The organism is [Rhizobium] kunmingense (genome assembly GCF_977018605.1).
The window spans coordinates 3,048,676-3,063,228 of record NZ_CDRNXG010000001.1 but is presented as its reverse complement, the minus strand read 5'-3'; the positions used below and the strand labels follow the sequence as shown (position 1 = coordinate 3,063,228).

The following is a 14,553-nucleotide window of genomic DNA, read 5'->3' as shown; positions in this document are numbered from 1 at the left end:
CGCCTTTTTCATGTCCGCGATTTGACCGGGCTCTACGCCTTGGTCGTGGCTTCTAGCGTGGCGACCAGAACGTCGGACTGCGCAAGCAGGCCGACCATCTTGCCGTTTTCCGAAATGACAGGGAGATAGTGCAGCCCCTCTCCGGCAAACAACAGTATGGCATCGGCCAATGTGGCTGCGGGATCGATTGTCGTCACCGGCACCGTCATGATGTCCCTGACGACGGCATTGGGTGCCGTTGCTCCCTGTACGACGCGGCGCAGGCGATGACGGAGGCCGATCACCGGCCGCCCATCTGTCCAGTCCGATTTTTCGAGAAGATCCGATTGCGTGACGATGCCGATGACTTCGGCAACATCGTTGGTCACCGGAAGCGCTTTCAGGTGGCGGCTGCGCATGATGTCGTAGGCGCGAACAAGAGACGCATCCGGAGAAACCGCCACCACATCGCGGCTCATGATGTCGCCGCAGGTCAGACCGTTTGCGCGATTTCTATAAGAGCGGAGTTCGGTGAGGCGCAGGATGTGTTCGAGATCGTCGCGATCGATATCGAGAACCTGGTCATATTCTTTCAGCACCTGATCCAGATCGTCGGGGCGGAAGCCGATGCGCTGCAACGGCGCGGGATCGGTGGTCCCGTGGACGGATACAGGCTGGGCACGGTGCGGATAGAGGCGGCCGGTCAGATTGTTGAAGACGACCGCCAGCAGAAGCAGCGCCAGCGAATTGCCGAGCACCGGCCAGAGCACGAAGCCATAGCCGAGCTTTTCGATGGCCGGCCCGCCCAGAACCGCCGTCAGCGCGATCGCGCCGCTTGGCGGGTGCAGGCAGCGCATGGCCATCATGGCTGCAATGGCGATGCCGATTGCAATAGCGGCGGCGACGAACGGGTCGGGCACGAGAAGTGCGGCACTGACCCCGACAAGCGCCGCCACGCCATTTCCACCGAGAATGGACCACGGCTGTGCCAATGGGCTGGCGGGCACGGCGAAGAGGAGAACGGCAGAAGCACCCATCGGCGCAACAAGCGCCGGCAGGGCCGGATCGAACCCGATGACAGCACGTCCGATGACGCCGGTAACGAGGATGCCGAGGCATGCACCCAAAGCGGCGCGCAATTTTTCGCGTGCGCTGACTGAACGCATATCCGGCATGATCCGCCGCATGAACGATTGCACTCTGGTTTCCCTCCCGAAACACTGGCTCCAACGAACTCGCCGGTTTTGCCCCTAGAAGCCGAAGGCCGCCCGGACCCCATCGACGACGAACTGGACGGAAAGCGCGGCAAGCAATACGCCGAGCAGCCGCGTCAGGATAGCCCTACCAGTGACACCGAGGAATCGGTCGAGCTTTTCGGCAAGCAGCAGCGTCACGTAGAGGATCACCATCATCAGGGCGAGGATTGCGATCAGCAACACGCGATCCAGCGCCGAAGTGAAGCTGCCGGCGAGAAGCACGGTTGCCGAGATGGCGCCGGGACCGGCGATCAGCGGAATGGCGAGCGGGAAGACGGCGAGATCACGCAGGTGATCAATGGTGATTGCGGCCTGAGAGGTCTTTTCCTTGCGCTCCTGACGCCGCTCGAACACCATTTCGAAAGCGATCCAGAACAGCAACAGGCCACCGGCGATACGGAAAGCGCCCATGGAAATGCCGAGCAGCCCGAGCACGCCGGCGCCGAACAGGGCGAAAACGGTCAGAATGCCGAAGGCGATGATCGAGCCACGCAGCGCCACCTGGCGGCGCTGGGCCGCAGTCATGCCGACTGTGAGGCCGAGAAAGACCGGCGCAAGCCCAGGCGGGTCGAGCGTTACCAGCATGGTGGTCATCGCGTTGATAAGTGCGTCAGCGGTGGCCATATCCTGTCCTTCTTGTCGTCTGCCGTGTCGGGATGTCGTGTCTGGAGGTTGTCTTCAGCGTGTCTTGGAGGCAGTTCGTATCGCCATGATTGCACGCCCGTGTAGAAGGTCCCGGCCATGGCTGCAAGGGGCGCCGCGGGGCAGGGCGAAAAGGCGGGGGTTGCGCGGGCAGACGGCATATCCTATGCCCAAGTGACATCGGAGCGTCATCTGTCGCTCCAGGCGGGTGCGATCGCCTTCCTTCCGTCGCAAAACCTGTTCAAAACTCGAGCGGAAAAGGCTGGGAAATTGGCGCTCCCGATCGCTTTCCGATATAAAAACACACCTGATTCCGAATAGAGATCGTGATCCGTTTTGACTGAGCAAAGCACACCCGGCGGCGGAAAGCTGCCACCAGGCATCGAACCCATTTCCATTATGGAGGAGATGCAGCGGTCCTATCTCGATTACGCCATGAGCGTCATCGTCAGCCGCGCTCTTCCTGATGTCCGTGACGGACTGAAGCCGGTTCATCGCCGCATTCTTTACGGGATGAACGAGCTGGGCCTCGACTGGAACAAGAAATACGTCAAGAGCGCCCGCGTTACCGGTGACGTGATGGGTAAATACCATCCGCACGGCGACTCGGCGATCTATGACGCGCTGGCCCGCATGGCACAGGACTGGTCGCTGCGCATGCCGCTGATCGACGGTCAGGGTAACTTCGGCTCGATCGACGGGGATCCGCCGGCAGCACAGCGCTATACCGAGTGCCGTCTCGAGAAGGTTGCACATTCGCTTCTCGACGACCTCGACAAAGAAACCGTCGACTTCCGTGACAACTACGACGGCACGATGTCGGAACCCGTCGTCGTTCCGGCAAAGTTCCCGAACCTGCTGGTCAATGGTGCGGGCGGCATCGCCGTCGGCATGGCCACCAACATTCCGCCACACAACCTCATCGAAGTGATCAACGGCTGTATCGCGGTGATCGAAAATCCGGCGATCGACCTGCCGGAGATGATGGAGATCATACCCGGCCCGGATTTTCCGACCGGCGCCATGATCCTTGGCAAGCACGGCATCCGTTCGGCCTACGAGACCGGTCGCGGTTCGGTGATGATGCGTGGCGTCGCCACCGTTGAACCGATGCGTGGTGACCGCGAGCAGATCATCATCACCGAAGTTCCCTATCAGGTGAACAAGGCGACGATGATCGAAAAGATGGCCGAACTGGTCAAGGAAAAGCGCATCGAGGGCATTTCCGACCTGCGCGACGAGAGCGACCGTCAGGGCTACCGCGTCGTCATCGAGCTGAAGCGCGATGCCAATGCCGATGTCATCCTCAACCAGCTTTACCGCTACACGCCGCTGCAGACCTCCTTCGGCTGCAACATGGTGGCGCTCAATGGCGGCAAGCCGGAACAGCTGACGCTGCTCGACATGCTGCGCGCCTTCTGCTCGTTCCGCGAAGACGTCGTCAGCCGCCGCACGAAATACCTGCTGCGCAAGGCGCGCGAGCGCGCCCACGTGTTGGTCGGTCTCGCGATTGCCGTCGCCAACATCGACGAGGTCATCCAGCTTATCCGTCGTGCGCCCGATCCGGCGACCGCCCGCGAACAGCTTATGACCCGCCGCTGGCCGGCGCATGACGTCGAAGGCCTGATCCGCCTGATCGACGACCCGCGCCACAGGATCAACGACGACGCGACCTACAACCTCTCCGAGGAACAGGCCCGCGCCATCCTCGAACTGCGTCTCGCCCGCCTGACGGCTCTCGGCCGCGATGAAATCGCCGACGAACTGAACAAGATCGGCGCCGAGATTTCGGATTACCTCGACATCCTGTCGTCGCGTGTCCGCATCCAGACGCTGGTCAAGGAAGAGCTTGCCGCCGTTCGCGACGAATTCGGCACGCCGCGCCGCACCCAGATCATGGATGCCGGCCTCGACATGGACGATGAAGACCTCATCGCCCGTGAAGACATGGTCGTCACCGTTTCGCATCTCGGCTACATCAAGCGCGTTCCGCTCAATACCTACCGGGCGCAGCGTCGCGGCGGCAAGGGCCGTTCGGGCATGGCGACGCGTGACGAGGATTTCGTCTCCCGCCTGTTCGTGGTCAATACCCACACGCCGGTGCTGTTCTTCTCCTCGCGTGGCATCGTCTACAAGGAAAAGGTCTGGCGCCTGCCGATCGGTACGCCGCAGTCTCGCGGCAAGGCGCTGATCAACATGCTGCCGCTGGAAGCCGGCGAGCGCATCACCACGATCATGCCGCTGCCCGAGGATGAAGCCTCCTGGGAAAACCTCGACGTCATGTTCGCCACGACCCGCGGCACGGTTCGTCGCAACAAGCTGTCGGACTTCGTTCAGGTCAACCGCAACGGCAAGATCGCCATGAAGCTCGAGGAAGAGGGCGACGAAATCCTCTCCGTCGAAACCTGCACGGCGCCGAACCACGATCTCGGCATTCCGGGCGACGACGTGCTTCTGACGACGGCACTCGGCCAGGCGATCCGCTTCCCGGTCGACGAGGTTCGCGTGTTTGCTGGCCGCAACTCGATCGGCGTGCGCGGCATCAACCTGGCCGATGGCGACCGCATCATCTCGATGACGATCGTCAACCATGTCGATGCCGAGCCGTGGGAACGCGCCGCTTACCTGAAGCGCTCGGCCACCGAGCGTCGCGCTGCGGGCGTCGATGAAGAGGATATCGCACTGGTCGGCGAAGAAGTCACCGAAGAGGGACAGCTTTCCGACGACCGCTACGAATACCTCAAGTCGCGCGAGCAGTTCGTTCTGACCGTGTCGGAAAAGGGCTTTGGCAAGCGCTCGTCATCCTACGATTTCCGCACGTCCGGTCGTGGTGGCAAGGGTATCCGCGCCACCGACACGTCGAAGACGGCGGAAATCGGCGAGCAGGTTGCCGCCTTCCCGATCGACGAAGCCGACCAGATCATGCTCGTTTCGGATGGTGGCGTGTTGATCCGCGTACCGGTCGGCGGCATCCGCATCGCCAGCCGCGCAACCAAGGGCGTGACGATCTTCTCCACCGCCAAGGGTGAAAAGGTCGTATCCGTCGAGCGTATCAGCGAGCCGGAAGGCGACGAGGAAAACGGTGTCGAGGGCGAGGATGCGGCCGTCGAGGCCGGTGATCTCGACCAGACACCGGACGCTCCCGAAGCGGAATAAGCTGTAAAAAATAAACAAGAACGAAAACGGCGCCTCTGGCGCCGTTTTCTTTTTCGCTTAGACCCATTCGGTTTCAGGGCACGAAAAAAGCCGGAAAACTTTAGTTCTCCGGCTTTTGAAATTTCTGACACCTGTCGCTCTGAAGGCCACTTGGCGATCTCTTTGCCTGGAAAGCGTCGGCAAAAGATGCCGCCAAACCAGCCCCGAACTCATCCCATGCCACTCAAGCCACACTCGATCCACCTTGGGAGAGCGGTGAGGGCAGGCGACGCAAGGGACCCTTCGGGCGCCTTTTCTCAAGCCTTAGTAGTAGGAAACGTCGCTGTAGCGACCGGTAACCTGCTGGAAGCCGGCTTCATTGGTGTTGGCGCGATCCTGGTAAAGCGTGACGGTTGCCGTCAGCATCACAGCGATCATCGACGTCCAGACGAGATTGATCATCGTAACCTTGTCGAGCATTGCCGGGTTCTTCTTGGAGAACATGTTCGCTTTCCTTTTTGTTGGCCCGAGCGCCTTATGACGCCACAGGTTCACCGTATGTTGAGAGAAATTTAACTGAACGGCTCTGAAGCGTCCCTGAAGGGTCTGTTCATCTGGCGTTCAGGTTTCTCGACCCTTTAGGGATCGATCCGGTCTGTGGCGACGAGCAGGGCTTCGAGCATCAACGATGCAAGAACGGCAGCCACCACCAGCAAAACCAGCATTTCATTTCTCCATGAGCGGGACCTTGGCCCCTTCGACGCTCGCAATTAATCAAACCGCGGCTGAAACGACCTTGAATGCGGCGTTCATCTTCCATTCAGGCCGCAAACCCTTGCAGATGGCGGCCCGACGTGACAAAAGGCGCAAGAATTTCAACCGGCCGGCTAACGTATGACGACTGCTTTTTATCCCGGTTCCTTCGATCCGATGACCAACGGACATCTCGACGTGCTCGTTCAGGCGCTCGACGTGGCCGACAGGGTAATCGTGGCGATCGGGGTTCATCCGGGCAAGGCGCCGATATTTTCATTTGATGAACGGGCCTATCTGATCCGCGCATCGCTGGAACAGGCGTTGCCGGCAAAGGCGAAGAATATCGAGGTCGTGTCCTTCGACCGACTGGTGGTGGATGCGGCCCGCGCCAATGGCGCGAAACTCCTGATCCGCGGCCTGCGCGATGGTTCGGATCTCGACTATGAAATGCAGATGGCCGGCATGAACCGGCAGATGGCGCCGGACGTGCAAACGGTATTCCTGCCGGCAGCAACCGCCTCGCGGCCCATTACCGCCACATTGGTTCGCCAGATCGCATCCATGGGCGGCGATGTCAGCGCATTCGTGCCGGCACCCGTTCTTGCTGCCCTGAAAACCAGATTCGCCAGCTGATCTCTTCGAAAACCCAGCCGATTTCTTCGAAAAACGGAGACTAAAATGAAATTGCTTCACCTCGGTTTTGCCGGTCTCGTCGCGTTTGCCTCGACGCTCGGTACGGCCAATGCAGACGACCTGATGACCATTCAGCTGAAGGACGGCCCGGTCGTCATCAAGCTCGCTCCTGAGGTCGCGCCGAAGCACGTCGCACAGATCGAGGCGCTGGCGGGTAAGGGCGCCTATGACAACGTCGTCTTCCACCGGGTCATCGAAGGCTTCATGGCCCAGACTGGCGACGTGCAGTTCGGCAAGGAAGGCGGCGCAAGCTTCAATCCACGCAATGCCGGCATGGGCGGTTCCGACCTGCCGGATATCCCGGCCGAATTCTCCAAGGTACCGTTCAAGCGCGGCACCGTCGGCATGGCACGCTCGCAGAGCCCGAACTCGGCCAATTCACAGTTCTTCATCATGTTCGACGAAGGTGCCTTCCTCAACGGCCAGTACACGGTCGTCGGCCAGGTCCAGTCCGGCATGGAATTCGTCGACAAGATCAAGCGCGGCGAAGGCGGCAATGGCGAAGTCAGCAATCCCGACAAGATGATCAAGGTCACTGTCGAAAAGAAATAACGGCGCAAGCGCCTTATCTTCCAACAAGAGAAAAGCCCGAAAGGGCGCATAAAGGAGACGCACATGGCGGACATCAAGGATCCCGAAAACACCCTCATCATGGAAACCACCAAGGGCAAGGTCGTGATCTCGCTTCTGCCGGACCTGGCGCCGGGCCACGTTGCCCGCATCAAGGAACTGGCCCGCGAACAGGCTTATGACGGCGTCGTCTTCCACCGCGTCATCCCCGACTTCATGGCTCAGACCGGTGACGTCAAGTTCGGCAAGAAGGGCGGCGAGAGCTTCAACCCGTCGCGCGCCGGCATGGGCGGCTCCGACAAGCCGGACCTGCAGGCTGAATTCTCGGCAGTTCCGCACGTTCGCGGCACCTGCTCCATGGCCCGCTCGCAGAGCCCGAACTCGGCCAACTCGCAGTTCTTCATCTGCTTCACCGACGCACCCTGGCTGAACAAGCAGTACTCCGTCTGGGGTCAGGTCATCGAGGGCATGGACGTGATCGACCAAGTCAAGAAGGGCGAGCCGGTTCAGGACCCCGATTCGATCGTTTCCGTCCGCGTCGCTGCCGACGTCTGATCAGAGCTGTCGCTCCTGGCCCGCTCCGACCTTTAAAAGGGCGGGGCGGGCCTGCCTGTTTGAGAGAACCATGCGCGTAGACCTATTCGATTTCGATCTGCCGGAAGACAACATCGCCTTGCGACCAGCAAACCCGCGTGACAGCGCGCGTTTGCTGGTCGTCAAGCCGGATGCGGCCACTGTTCTGGCCGATCATCGCGTCTTCGAACTTGCCGATTTCCTTAAAGCCGGCGATGCGCTCGTCTTCAACGACACCAAGGTCATCCCCGCGCAACTCGAAGGCATCCGTCATCGTGACGGGGCCGGCGAGGGGTCACAGGGACAACAGGTCTCGGCAACGCTGCACATGCGCACCGAGCCTGACGTCTGGAAGGCATTCGCCAAGCCGGGCAAGCGCATCAAGATCGGCGACCGCATCGAATTCGGTCACTCGGCGGAGACATGCATGGCCGGCTCGCTGATGGCGACGGTCGAGGAAAAGGGCGAGGGCGGCGAAGTAACGCTGCGCTTCGATCTATCCGGCCCGGCGCTGGACGAGGCGATTATGTCGGTCGGCCATATCCCGCTTCCGCCCTACATTGCCGCCAAGCGCGCCGAGGACGACAAGGACCGGCAGGATTATCAGACCATCTATGCCCGTGAAGACGGTGCCGTCGCCGCCCCGACCGCCGGGCTGCATTTTACCCCGGACCTGTTCTCAAAGCTCGATGCGGCCGGTGTAGAACGACACTTCGTCACGCTGCATGTTGGTGCCGGCACCTTTCTGCCGATGAAGGTGGACGACACGGTCGATCACAAAATGCACCAGGAAATCGGCTATGTGAGCGCCGGGACAGCCGAAAAGCTAAACGCCGTGAAGGCGAGGGGCGGGCGCATCGTCTGCGTCGGCACCACGTCGCTGCGGCTGATCGAGAGCGCCGCTGAAGATGACGGCACGATCGCGCCTTGGAGCGGCCCGACCGGCATTTTCATCACGCCCGGCTACCGCTTCAAGGCGGTGGACATGCTGATGACCAATTTTCACCTGCCTAAAACCACCCTGTTCATGCTCGTCTCGGCCTTTTGCGGCCTGGAGGTGATGCAAGACGCCTATTCCCACGCCATTCAGACGGGCTATCGCTTCTATTCCTATGGCGATTCCAGCCTGCTTTTCCGGAAAGACTAGATGACGACCGAGACCTTCCAGTTCACCCTGAAGAAGACCGATGCCGGCGCGCGCCTGGGCGAGGTCTCCATGCCGCGCGGCACAATTCGCACCCCGGCCTTCATGCCGGTCGGTACCGTCGGCACGGTCAAGGCCATGTATCTCGACCAGGTGAAGGATACAGGCGCCGATATCATTCTCGGCAACACCTACCACCTGATGCTGCGTCCCGGCGCAGAGCGCGTCGCCCGCCTTGGCGGCCTGCACAATCTGATCCGCTGGAACGGTCCGATCCTCACCGATTCGGGCGGGTTCCAGGTAATGTCACTGTCGGGCCTCAGGAAACTCGACGAACAGGGCGTCACCTTCAAGAGCCATGTCGACGGTTCGCTGCACCACATGTCGCCGGAGCGTTCGATCGAGATCCAGGGACTGCTCGGCTCCGATATCCAGATGCAGCTCGACGAGTGCGTCGCCCTGCCGGCCGAACCGCGGGAAATCGAGCGCGCCATGGAAATGTCGCTGCGCTGGGCGGAGCGTTGCCGCGTCGCCTTCGGTGAGCAGCCGGGCAAGGCGATGTTCGGCATCGTTCAGGGGGGCGATATCCCGGCACTGCGCATCCGCTCGGCCGAGGGCCTCAAGCAGCTCGATCTCAAGGGCTATGCGGTCGGCGGTCTGGCCGTCGGCGAGCCGCAGGACGTGATGCTGGCGATGCTGGAAACGACGGTGCCGGTTCTTCCCAGCGAAAAGCCACGCTACCTGATGGGTGTCGGCACGCCGGACGACCTTCTGAAATCGGTAGCCCGCGGTATCGACATGTTCGACTGCGTGATGCCGACCCGCTCTGGCCGGCATGGGTTGGCGTTTACCCGGCGCGGCCGCGTCAACATTCGCAACGCCCGCCATGCCGAGGACCTGCGTCCGCTCGACGAGGAATCGAATTGCCCGGCAGCCCGCGATTATTCCCGCGCCTATCTTCACCATCTCGTCCGTTCCGACGAGGCGCTCGGCGGCATGCTTCTGTCGTGGAACAACCTCAACTACTATCAGGACCTGATGAAGGGCATCCGCCAGTCGATCGAGGAAGGCCGGTTCGCCGATTTCTATGCAGAGACGCAGGAAGCCTGGGCAAAGGGCGATATCGACCCGGTATAAGGCTTGCCGCGGTCTTCCTTCTCCCCGTGGAACGGGGAGACGGTACCGGCAGGCCGACGAGGGGGCCCCTCGTTCTCAAGGCCTTGACCTTCTAGCCCTCATCACCACTTTGATGCTCCGACACTTCTCTTCTCGCGTGGGGAGAGGAGGCAAGCCGCGCGGCCCCATTCCGCGATGACGCCGACGCTGCATGCCTACGCCGGATCGGGCGCTCAAATCCCCTGGCTTGCCGTATTCGGCATCATCCGCACGCCTTTCACCTTATACGACCCGTCATCCATGAGCCGCATTTCGTAGATGGCGGTCCAGTCCTTGCCTTCGCGGGCACTGATCATAACCTCCTGCAGCACCAGTTCTCCGCCACCGACGAGTTTCGAGCGGCCGAAGGCATAGTTGCCGGCATGATAGACCGGCTGGTAATTCTTCTGCACCATGGCCAGGAAACTGTCCTTGTCGGGATAGAGGCTGCGAATATCCGGCGAGGCGTAGGAATAGGCCTTGTCGGCATCCGAGGATCGCAGTGCGGCGATCTGGTGGGAGATGACCGCCTGCGCCTCGGCGACGGGGTCCTCCGCATGGGCGGGCGGCACGGATATCAGGGCAAGCGTAGCAACGAGAGAAGCAAATCTAACAGCCATCAGGTGTTCTCCAGCGACGATAGGGAAATGGTAACGCGTTTCCCGCTGCTGAAAAGATGGGCGTGCGGATTATTTCGCCAAAGGAGGTCGCCCGCATTGTTCTGCCAGCGAAATTTATAGCTGCAGGGCAGGGTCCCGTCTTAAGCGCTTGTTGTTGCCATGGCGTGGTGCGACGAATGCCCGGACTGATTCGATCGGAATACTTGATGACGCTTCTACCGCCAGCACTGCTCTATTTCAGCAATTCCATCCTGTTCGTCTCGCTGTTCACGCGTCTACCGTCCATTCAGGAAACGATGCAGATCGACAAGGCGATGCTGGGGCTGGCGCTGCTCAGCGCGCCGGTCGGCACCTTCCTGGCGCTGCCGCTTGCGGGGCGCATCACCGACCGGCTGACGCCGCGCCTGACAGCCGTGATCATGCTGCCGATCTGCGCGCTTTTGAGCCCGCTCCTGACCGTATTTTCGCTGCCGGGCTTCATGATCTGTTTCTTTCTGTTCGGTTTTTTCCGGACCATTTTCGATGTCTCGGCCAACATGATTGCCGCCGGCATCGAGGCACGCAGCGGAGTCAAGGTTTTGTCGCGCAGCCATGGATTCTGGTCGGTGGGGCTGTTTGTCGGCTCGCTGGCATCGGGTTTCATGGCGGGCGAGGGCATCTCGCCGACCATCCAGCAGAGCATCGCGGCCGGCCTGACGCTTCTTGCCTGTCTCGCCGTCTTTCTTCTCACACCGGCCGATCCGCCGGCTGTTCCGGCCGTCAGGCGGGGAACGGCCTATGTCCTGCCCGATCGCACCATTCTTCTGATCTGCGTCATGGTCTTCGGCCTCTGCATCGTCGAGGGTGCCATCTATGACTGGGGCATATTCTTCCTGCGCGAGGAACTGGGAGCCGACCCGGCATTGGCCGGTGTTCTCTACGCCGCCTTCACCATCGGCATGGGCGCCACCCGCATGGTGGGCGACGCCTTGCGCGACCGGTTGGGGGCACTGGCGCTGATCCGCATGTCGGCGGTCGCAGTCGCCATCGGCGTGGTGCTGCTCGTCACGGCCGTCTCCTTCTGGCTAGCCGGCGCGGCGCTCTTCCTCATCGGCTGCGGCATCGCGCTGGCTTTCCCTCTGGCCGTCGCCACCACGATCGCGCTCGGCAAGGGCCAGCCGTCGGAAAATCTCGCGGCCCTGGCGCTGACATTGATGCTTTCGACCATCGGCGTGCCGCCGCTTCTCGGTTTCATCGCCGAACATGTCAGCCTTTCGGCCACATTCCTGGTGCTGCTGCCCTGTATCCTCGTAAGCTTCCTGATGGCGCCGGTGGCGGAGGGGAAACGGCCGTTCAGGTTCAGAAAACGATAGTTGTGGGTAAGACGGGCAGGGGCGCCTTTCCAGGTGAGCCTGCCGCCAATTGGCCATAAGAATGGATCAGGTCTTGAGCCATCGGACCATAACCCTTACCACTACAGCGTCCGGCGCCGTGCATGGCGCTCAAATTGCGCTGTAGACGTTTAGAACCAGCGCATCACGATAAAACCGGAATGCCGAAGACAGGTGACGCTCCTTGATCGACCCCTATGACATCCTTGGCGTTGCGCGCGATGCGGATGCCGCCGCCATCAAGTCAGCCTACAGGAAGCGCGTGAAATCGGCGCATCCCGACACGGGCGGCGATGCCGAGGGTTTTGCCGACCTGAAGCGTGCCTATGAGTTGCTGAACGATCCGGTGCGCCGCAAGGTCTTCGATGATACCGGATACGACCCGGAGCTGGCCGACACCAAGGACCTGCAGGGACTGGTCATTCTCGAGACGCTGGTCAACGAAATGATCCTCGACGAGCGCGAACCGGGGTCATTCGATCCCGTGGCCTCGATGCGCCGCAAGCTGACCGACCGGATCGTCAGCGCGCGCTTCCACATTCTCGAGATGGAGCGCCATCGCGCCCGCATTCGCAACCACATGGACCGCATGGGCCGCAAGCCCGGCACCGATGTTCTCGGCCGCATGCTGAAGGCGCGTTGCGAGACGATCGGCGAGGCGATCAACAAATCCGAAGCAGAGATCCGGACGATCGAGCAGGCCTATGTCATGCTGGAAGGCTACAGCTACGAGCTGGAGCTTGTCGAAGACCTCCAGGACGCTGCCGAATAATCGGCCGCCATACGCACTTCCGATCCTGCCACATCGCTTGCGGAGCCAACCCGATAATGTCGATCACCATCCGTCCCGCAACCCGCGCCGACGCCGCCACGCTTCTGAGTTTCATCCGGGAACTGGCGATCTATGAAAAGGCCGAGCACGAGGTTGCGGCCACCGTCGAAACGATCGAGGATTCCATCTTCGGTATCCGGTCGGTGACGCAGGCGCTGATCTGTGAAAAGGACGGGCAGGCAATCGGCATGGCAATCTGGTTCTTCAACTATTCCACATGGCAGGCCCGCAACGGCCTGTACCTGGAAGACCTCTATGTCACGCCCAGCGCACGCGGCCTTGGCGCCGGCAAGGCGCTGTTGAAGCGGCTGGCACAGATTGCCATCGAAAACGGCTGCGGCCGTTTTGAATGGAGCGTGCTCGACTGGAATGAACCGGCGATCAAGGTCTATGACGCGGTCGGCGCAGAGCCGCAGAGTGAATGGCTCCGCTACCGGATGGCTGGCGATGCGCTGAAAGACTTCGCAAAGGGCTGAGTTATGGGAGAGAGGCGAGACATTCGCATCTCTAACTGGGTCGACCGTCACATTTAAAAATGGAAGCTGCCCGGTGGACATCCTACCCCAAGTGCATCATGCTTGTTTTTGAGGGTAGGGGATCAGGCCTCCTCTTGCAAATGGGCCATAAATGCTTCGGCTGGTGTCCGGTATCCAAGGCACTTTCTGGGTTGGTCGTTGAGGATGCGTGCGACTTGGTTCAGGGTTACTTGCGACATCTGGCTGAGGTCGGTGTTCGACGGCAAAAAGCGGCGGATGCGCTTGTTGGCGTTTTCGACGGCGCCTTTCTGCCAGGGCGCGCTTGGATCACAGAACCAGCTTCGTGCACCGATACCATCTTCCAAAGCCCGGAATGCCGCAAACTCTGTGCCGCGATCAAACGTGAAGCTCTGACGTGCAAAGGCGGGCAGGCGGGAGAATGCCCGTACGATCTTGTCCATGATTGGTCGCGAATGCCGGCTCGGGTTCTTGATCAGCACAGTGTAGCGGCTTTTGCGTTCGACGAGGGACGTCACATTTGCATGGCCAAACGGTCGCTCGAAGATGATAAGGTCACCCTCCCAGTGCCCAAACCGTGATCTATTTCCAATGAAATCAGGCCTTTGCGAAATGCGATGGCTTGCCGGGAATGCACCGTCGCGAGGCTTTCTTGACCGCAGTGGCCGACGTTTGCGGCGTGCTTCCGGTAGATAGTGATAGAGACCGAGCTGATAATCTTCCTTGCTGTAGATGAACCGGTAAATGGTCTCGGCGCAGACACGGACAAGGCTCAATCTCTCCGATACCAGACGCCCGGCGATCTGTTCGGGTGACCACCGGGCCTCCAACTGACGAATAACTTCGGCACGAAGATCTGGATGGCGCCGAAGCTTGCGCAGACGCCGCCGCCGCTCGCGCCTCAGTTCATCAGCGATCGTACCAAAGTAGCCAGTGTACTCGGGCAGTTCATTGTCATGGAAGGTGTTGCGACGGATTTCACGATAGATGGTTGAACGATGGCGTCCCAGCCGCCGGGCCATTTCGTTGACGGTGACTTTCTGATCAACCAGACGGTGAAGGAGGCGGCGATCGGCGAGGGTCAATTGCGTGTAGCATCCGGCCATGCAAAAATCTCCAAAGTGAAGCCATTGAAATTACTGGCATGTCGCACTTGGAAATAGAATGTACCCGGCCACACACAAAGATCGCATAAGATAGATTATGGAACTAAAGGACGTATTCGTCCAGCCCGGCTCGAATATCCGGCACGTCCCCCAAACCTCTGATTTTCATGGCAGACTTGAACTTGTGAGAGATCAACGCGACACTGCTCTTCGTGGTCTGAAGAACAG

At 60.7% G+C, this 14,553-nt stretch carries 14 protein-coding genes; 9 read left to right on the top strand and 5 right to left on the bottom strand.

All coding sequences use genetic code 11. The annotated features are described in order from the left end of the window. Positions 1 to 32 precede the first annotated feature (32 nt). Together AC0JZ4_RS14825 and AC0JZ4_RS14820 are read right to left on the bottom strand one after the other, a co-directional pair. The gene (locus tag AC0JZ4_RS14825; protein ID WP_471887125.1) at positions 33 to 1,178 is read right to left on the bottom strand and encodes an HPP family protein; all 1,146 of its coding nucleotides are present in this window, start codon (positions 1,176 to 1,178) and stop codon (positions 33 to 35) included. Positions 1,179 to 1,229: 51 nt separating this feature from the next. Further along, positions 1,230 to 1,859 (bottom strand): MarC family protein, encoded by a 630-nt coding sequence (locus AC0JZ4_RS14820; protein WP_471887124.1) that lies wholly within the window; start codon positions 1,857 to 1,859, stop codon positions 1,230 to 1,232. A 354-nt stretch (positions 1,860 to 2,213) separates the two neighbouring features. On the opposite strand from AC0JZ4_RS14820, the gene gyrA reads away from it, so the two are divergent. Then, positions 2,214 to 5,033 (top strand): DNA gyrase subunit A, encoded by a 2,820-nt coding sequence (gene gyrA, locus AC0JZ4_RS14815; protein WP_471887123.1) that lies wholly within the window; start codon positions 2,214 to 2,216, stop codon positions 5,031 to 5,033. 303 nt (positions 5,034 to 5,336) lie between these two features. Here the strand turns inward: gyrA and AC0JZ4_RS14810 are convergent, their stop codons facing one another. Further along, positions 5,337 to 5,516 (bottom strand): hypothetical protein, encoded by a 180-nt coding sequence (locus AC0JZ4_RS14810; protein WP_471887122.1) that lies wholly within the window; start codon positions 5,514 to 5,516, stop codon positions 5,337 to 5,339. 390 nt (positions 5,517 to 5,906) lie between these two features. On the opposite strand from AC0JZ4_RS14810, the gene coaD reads away from it, so the two are divergent. The 5 genes from coaD to tgt all read left to right on the top strand — a co-directional run bounded on the left by coaD (position 5,907) and on the right by tgt (position 9,885). Further along, entirely contained in the window at positions 5,907 to 6,401 is a 495-nt protein-coding gene (coaD, locus tag AC0JZ4_RS14805) for a pantetheine-phosphate adenylyltransferase (RefSeq protein ID WP_471887121.1), read from the top strand. Between the two features lie 45 nt (positions 6,402 to 6,446). After that, positions 6,447 to 7,013 (top strand): peptidylprolyl isomerase, encoded by a 567-nt coding sequence (locus AC0JZ4_RS14800; RefSeq protein ID WP_471887120.1) that lies wholly within the window; start codon positions 6,447 to 6,449, stop codon positions 7,011 to 7,013. A 63-nt stretch (positions 7,014 to 7,076) separates the two neighbouring features. After that, entirely contained in the window at positions 7,077 to 7,586 is a 510-nt protein-coding gene (locus tag AC0JZ4_RS14795; protein ID WP_471887119.1) for a peptidylprolyl isomerase, read from the top strand. Positions 7,587 to 7,656: 70 nt separating this feature from the next. After that, the gene (gene queA / locus AC0JZ4_RS14790) at positions 7,657 to 8,751 is read left to right on the top strand and encodes a tRNA preQ1(34) S-adenosylmethionine ribosyltransferase-isomerase QueA (RefSeq protein WP_471887118.1); all 1,095 of its coding nucleotides are present in this window, start codon (positions 7,657 to 7,659) and stop codon (positions 8,749 to 8,751) included. After that, a complete protein-coding gene (gene tgt, locus AC0JZ4_RS14785) occupies positions 8,752 to 9,885 on the top strand; it encodes a tRNA guanosine(34) transglycosylase Tgt (protein ID WP_471887117.1) in 1,134 nt (377 codons plus the stop codon). Between the two features lie 212 nt (positions 9,886 to 10,097). On the opposite strand, the gene AC0JZ4_RS14780 is transcribed toward tgt, so the two are convergent. Beyond that, entirely contained in the window at positions 10,098 to 10,523 is a 426-nt protein-coding gene (locus AC0JZ4_RS14780) for a DUF4864 domain-containing protein (RefSeq protein WP_471887116.1), read from the bottom strand. 206 nt (positions 10,524 to 10,729) lie between these two features. Between AC0JZ4_RS14780 and AC0JZ4_RS14775 the strand changes: the two genes are divergently transcribed. The 3 genes from AC0JZ4_RS14775 (at position 10,730) to AC0JZ4_RS14765 (ending at position 13,201) form a co-directional block, all read left to right on the top strand. Further along, positions 10,730 to 11,875 carry an MFS transporter gene (locus AC0JZ4_RS14775; RefSeq protein ID WP_471887115.1) on the top strand — a complete coding sequence of 382 codons (1,146 nt, stop codon included), beginning with the start codon at positions 10,730 to 10,732 and terminating at the stop codon, positions 11,873 to 11,875. A 202-nt stretch (positions 11,876 to 12,077) separates the two neighbouring features. Beyond that, entirely contained in the window at positions 12,078 to 12,665 is a 588-nt protein-coding gene (locus tag AC0JZ4_RS14770) for a J domain-containing protein (RefSeq protein ID WP_471887114.1), read from the top strand. 56 nt (positions 12,666 to 12,721) lie between these two features. Then, positions 12,722 to 13,201 (top strand): GNAT family N-acetyltransferase, encoded by a 480-nt coding sequence (locus AC0JZ4_RS14765; protein WP_471887113.1) that lies wholly within the window; start codon positions 12,722 to 12,724, stop codon positions 13,199 to 13,201. Positions 13,202 to 13,323: 122 nt separating this feature from the next. Here AC0JZ4_RS14765 and AC0JZ4_RS14760 read toward each other — a convergent pair whose 3' ends face one another. Beyond that, positions 13,324 to 14,325, bottom strand: a complete 1,002-nt coding sequence (locus AC0JZ4_RS14760) for an IS30 family transposase (protein WP_471887112.1) — start codon at positions 14,323 to 14,325, stop codon at positions 13,324 to 13,326. Between the last annotated feature and the right edge of the window lie 228 nt (positions 14,326 to 14,553).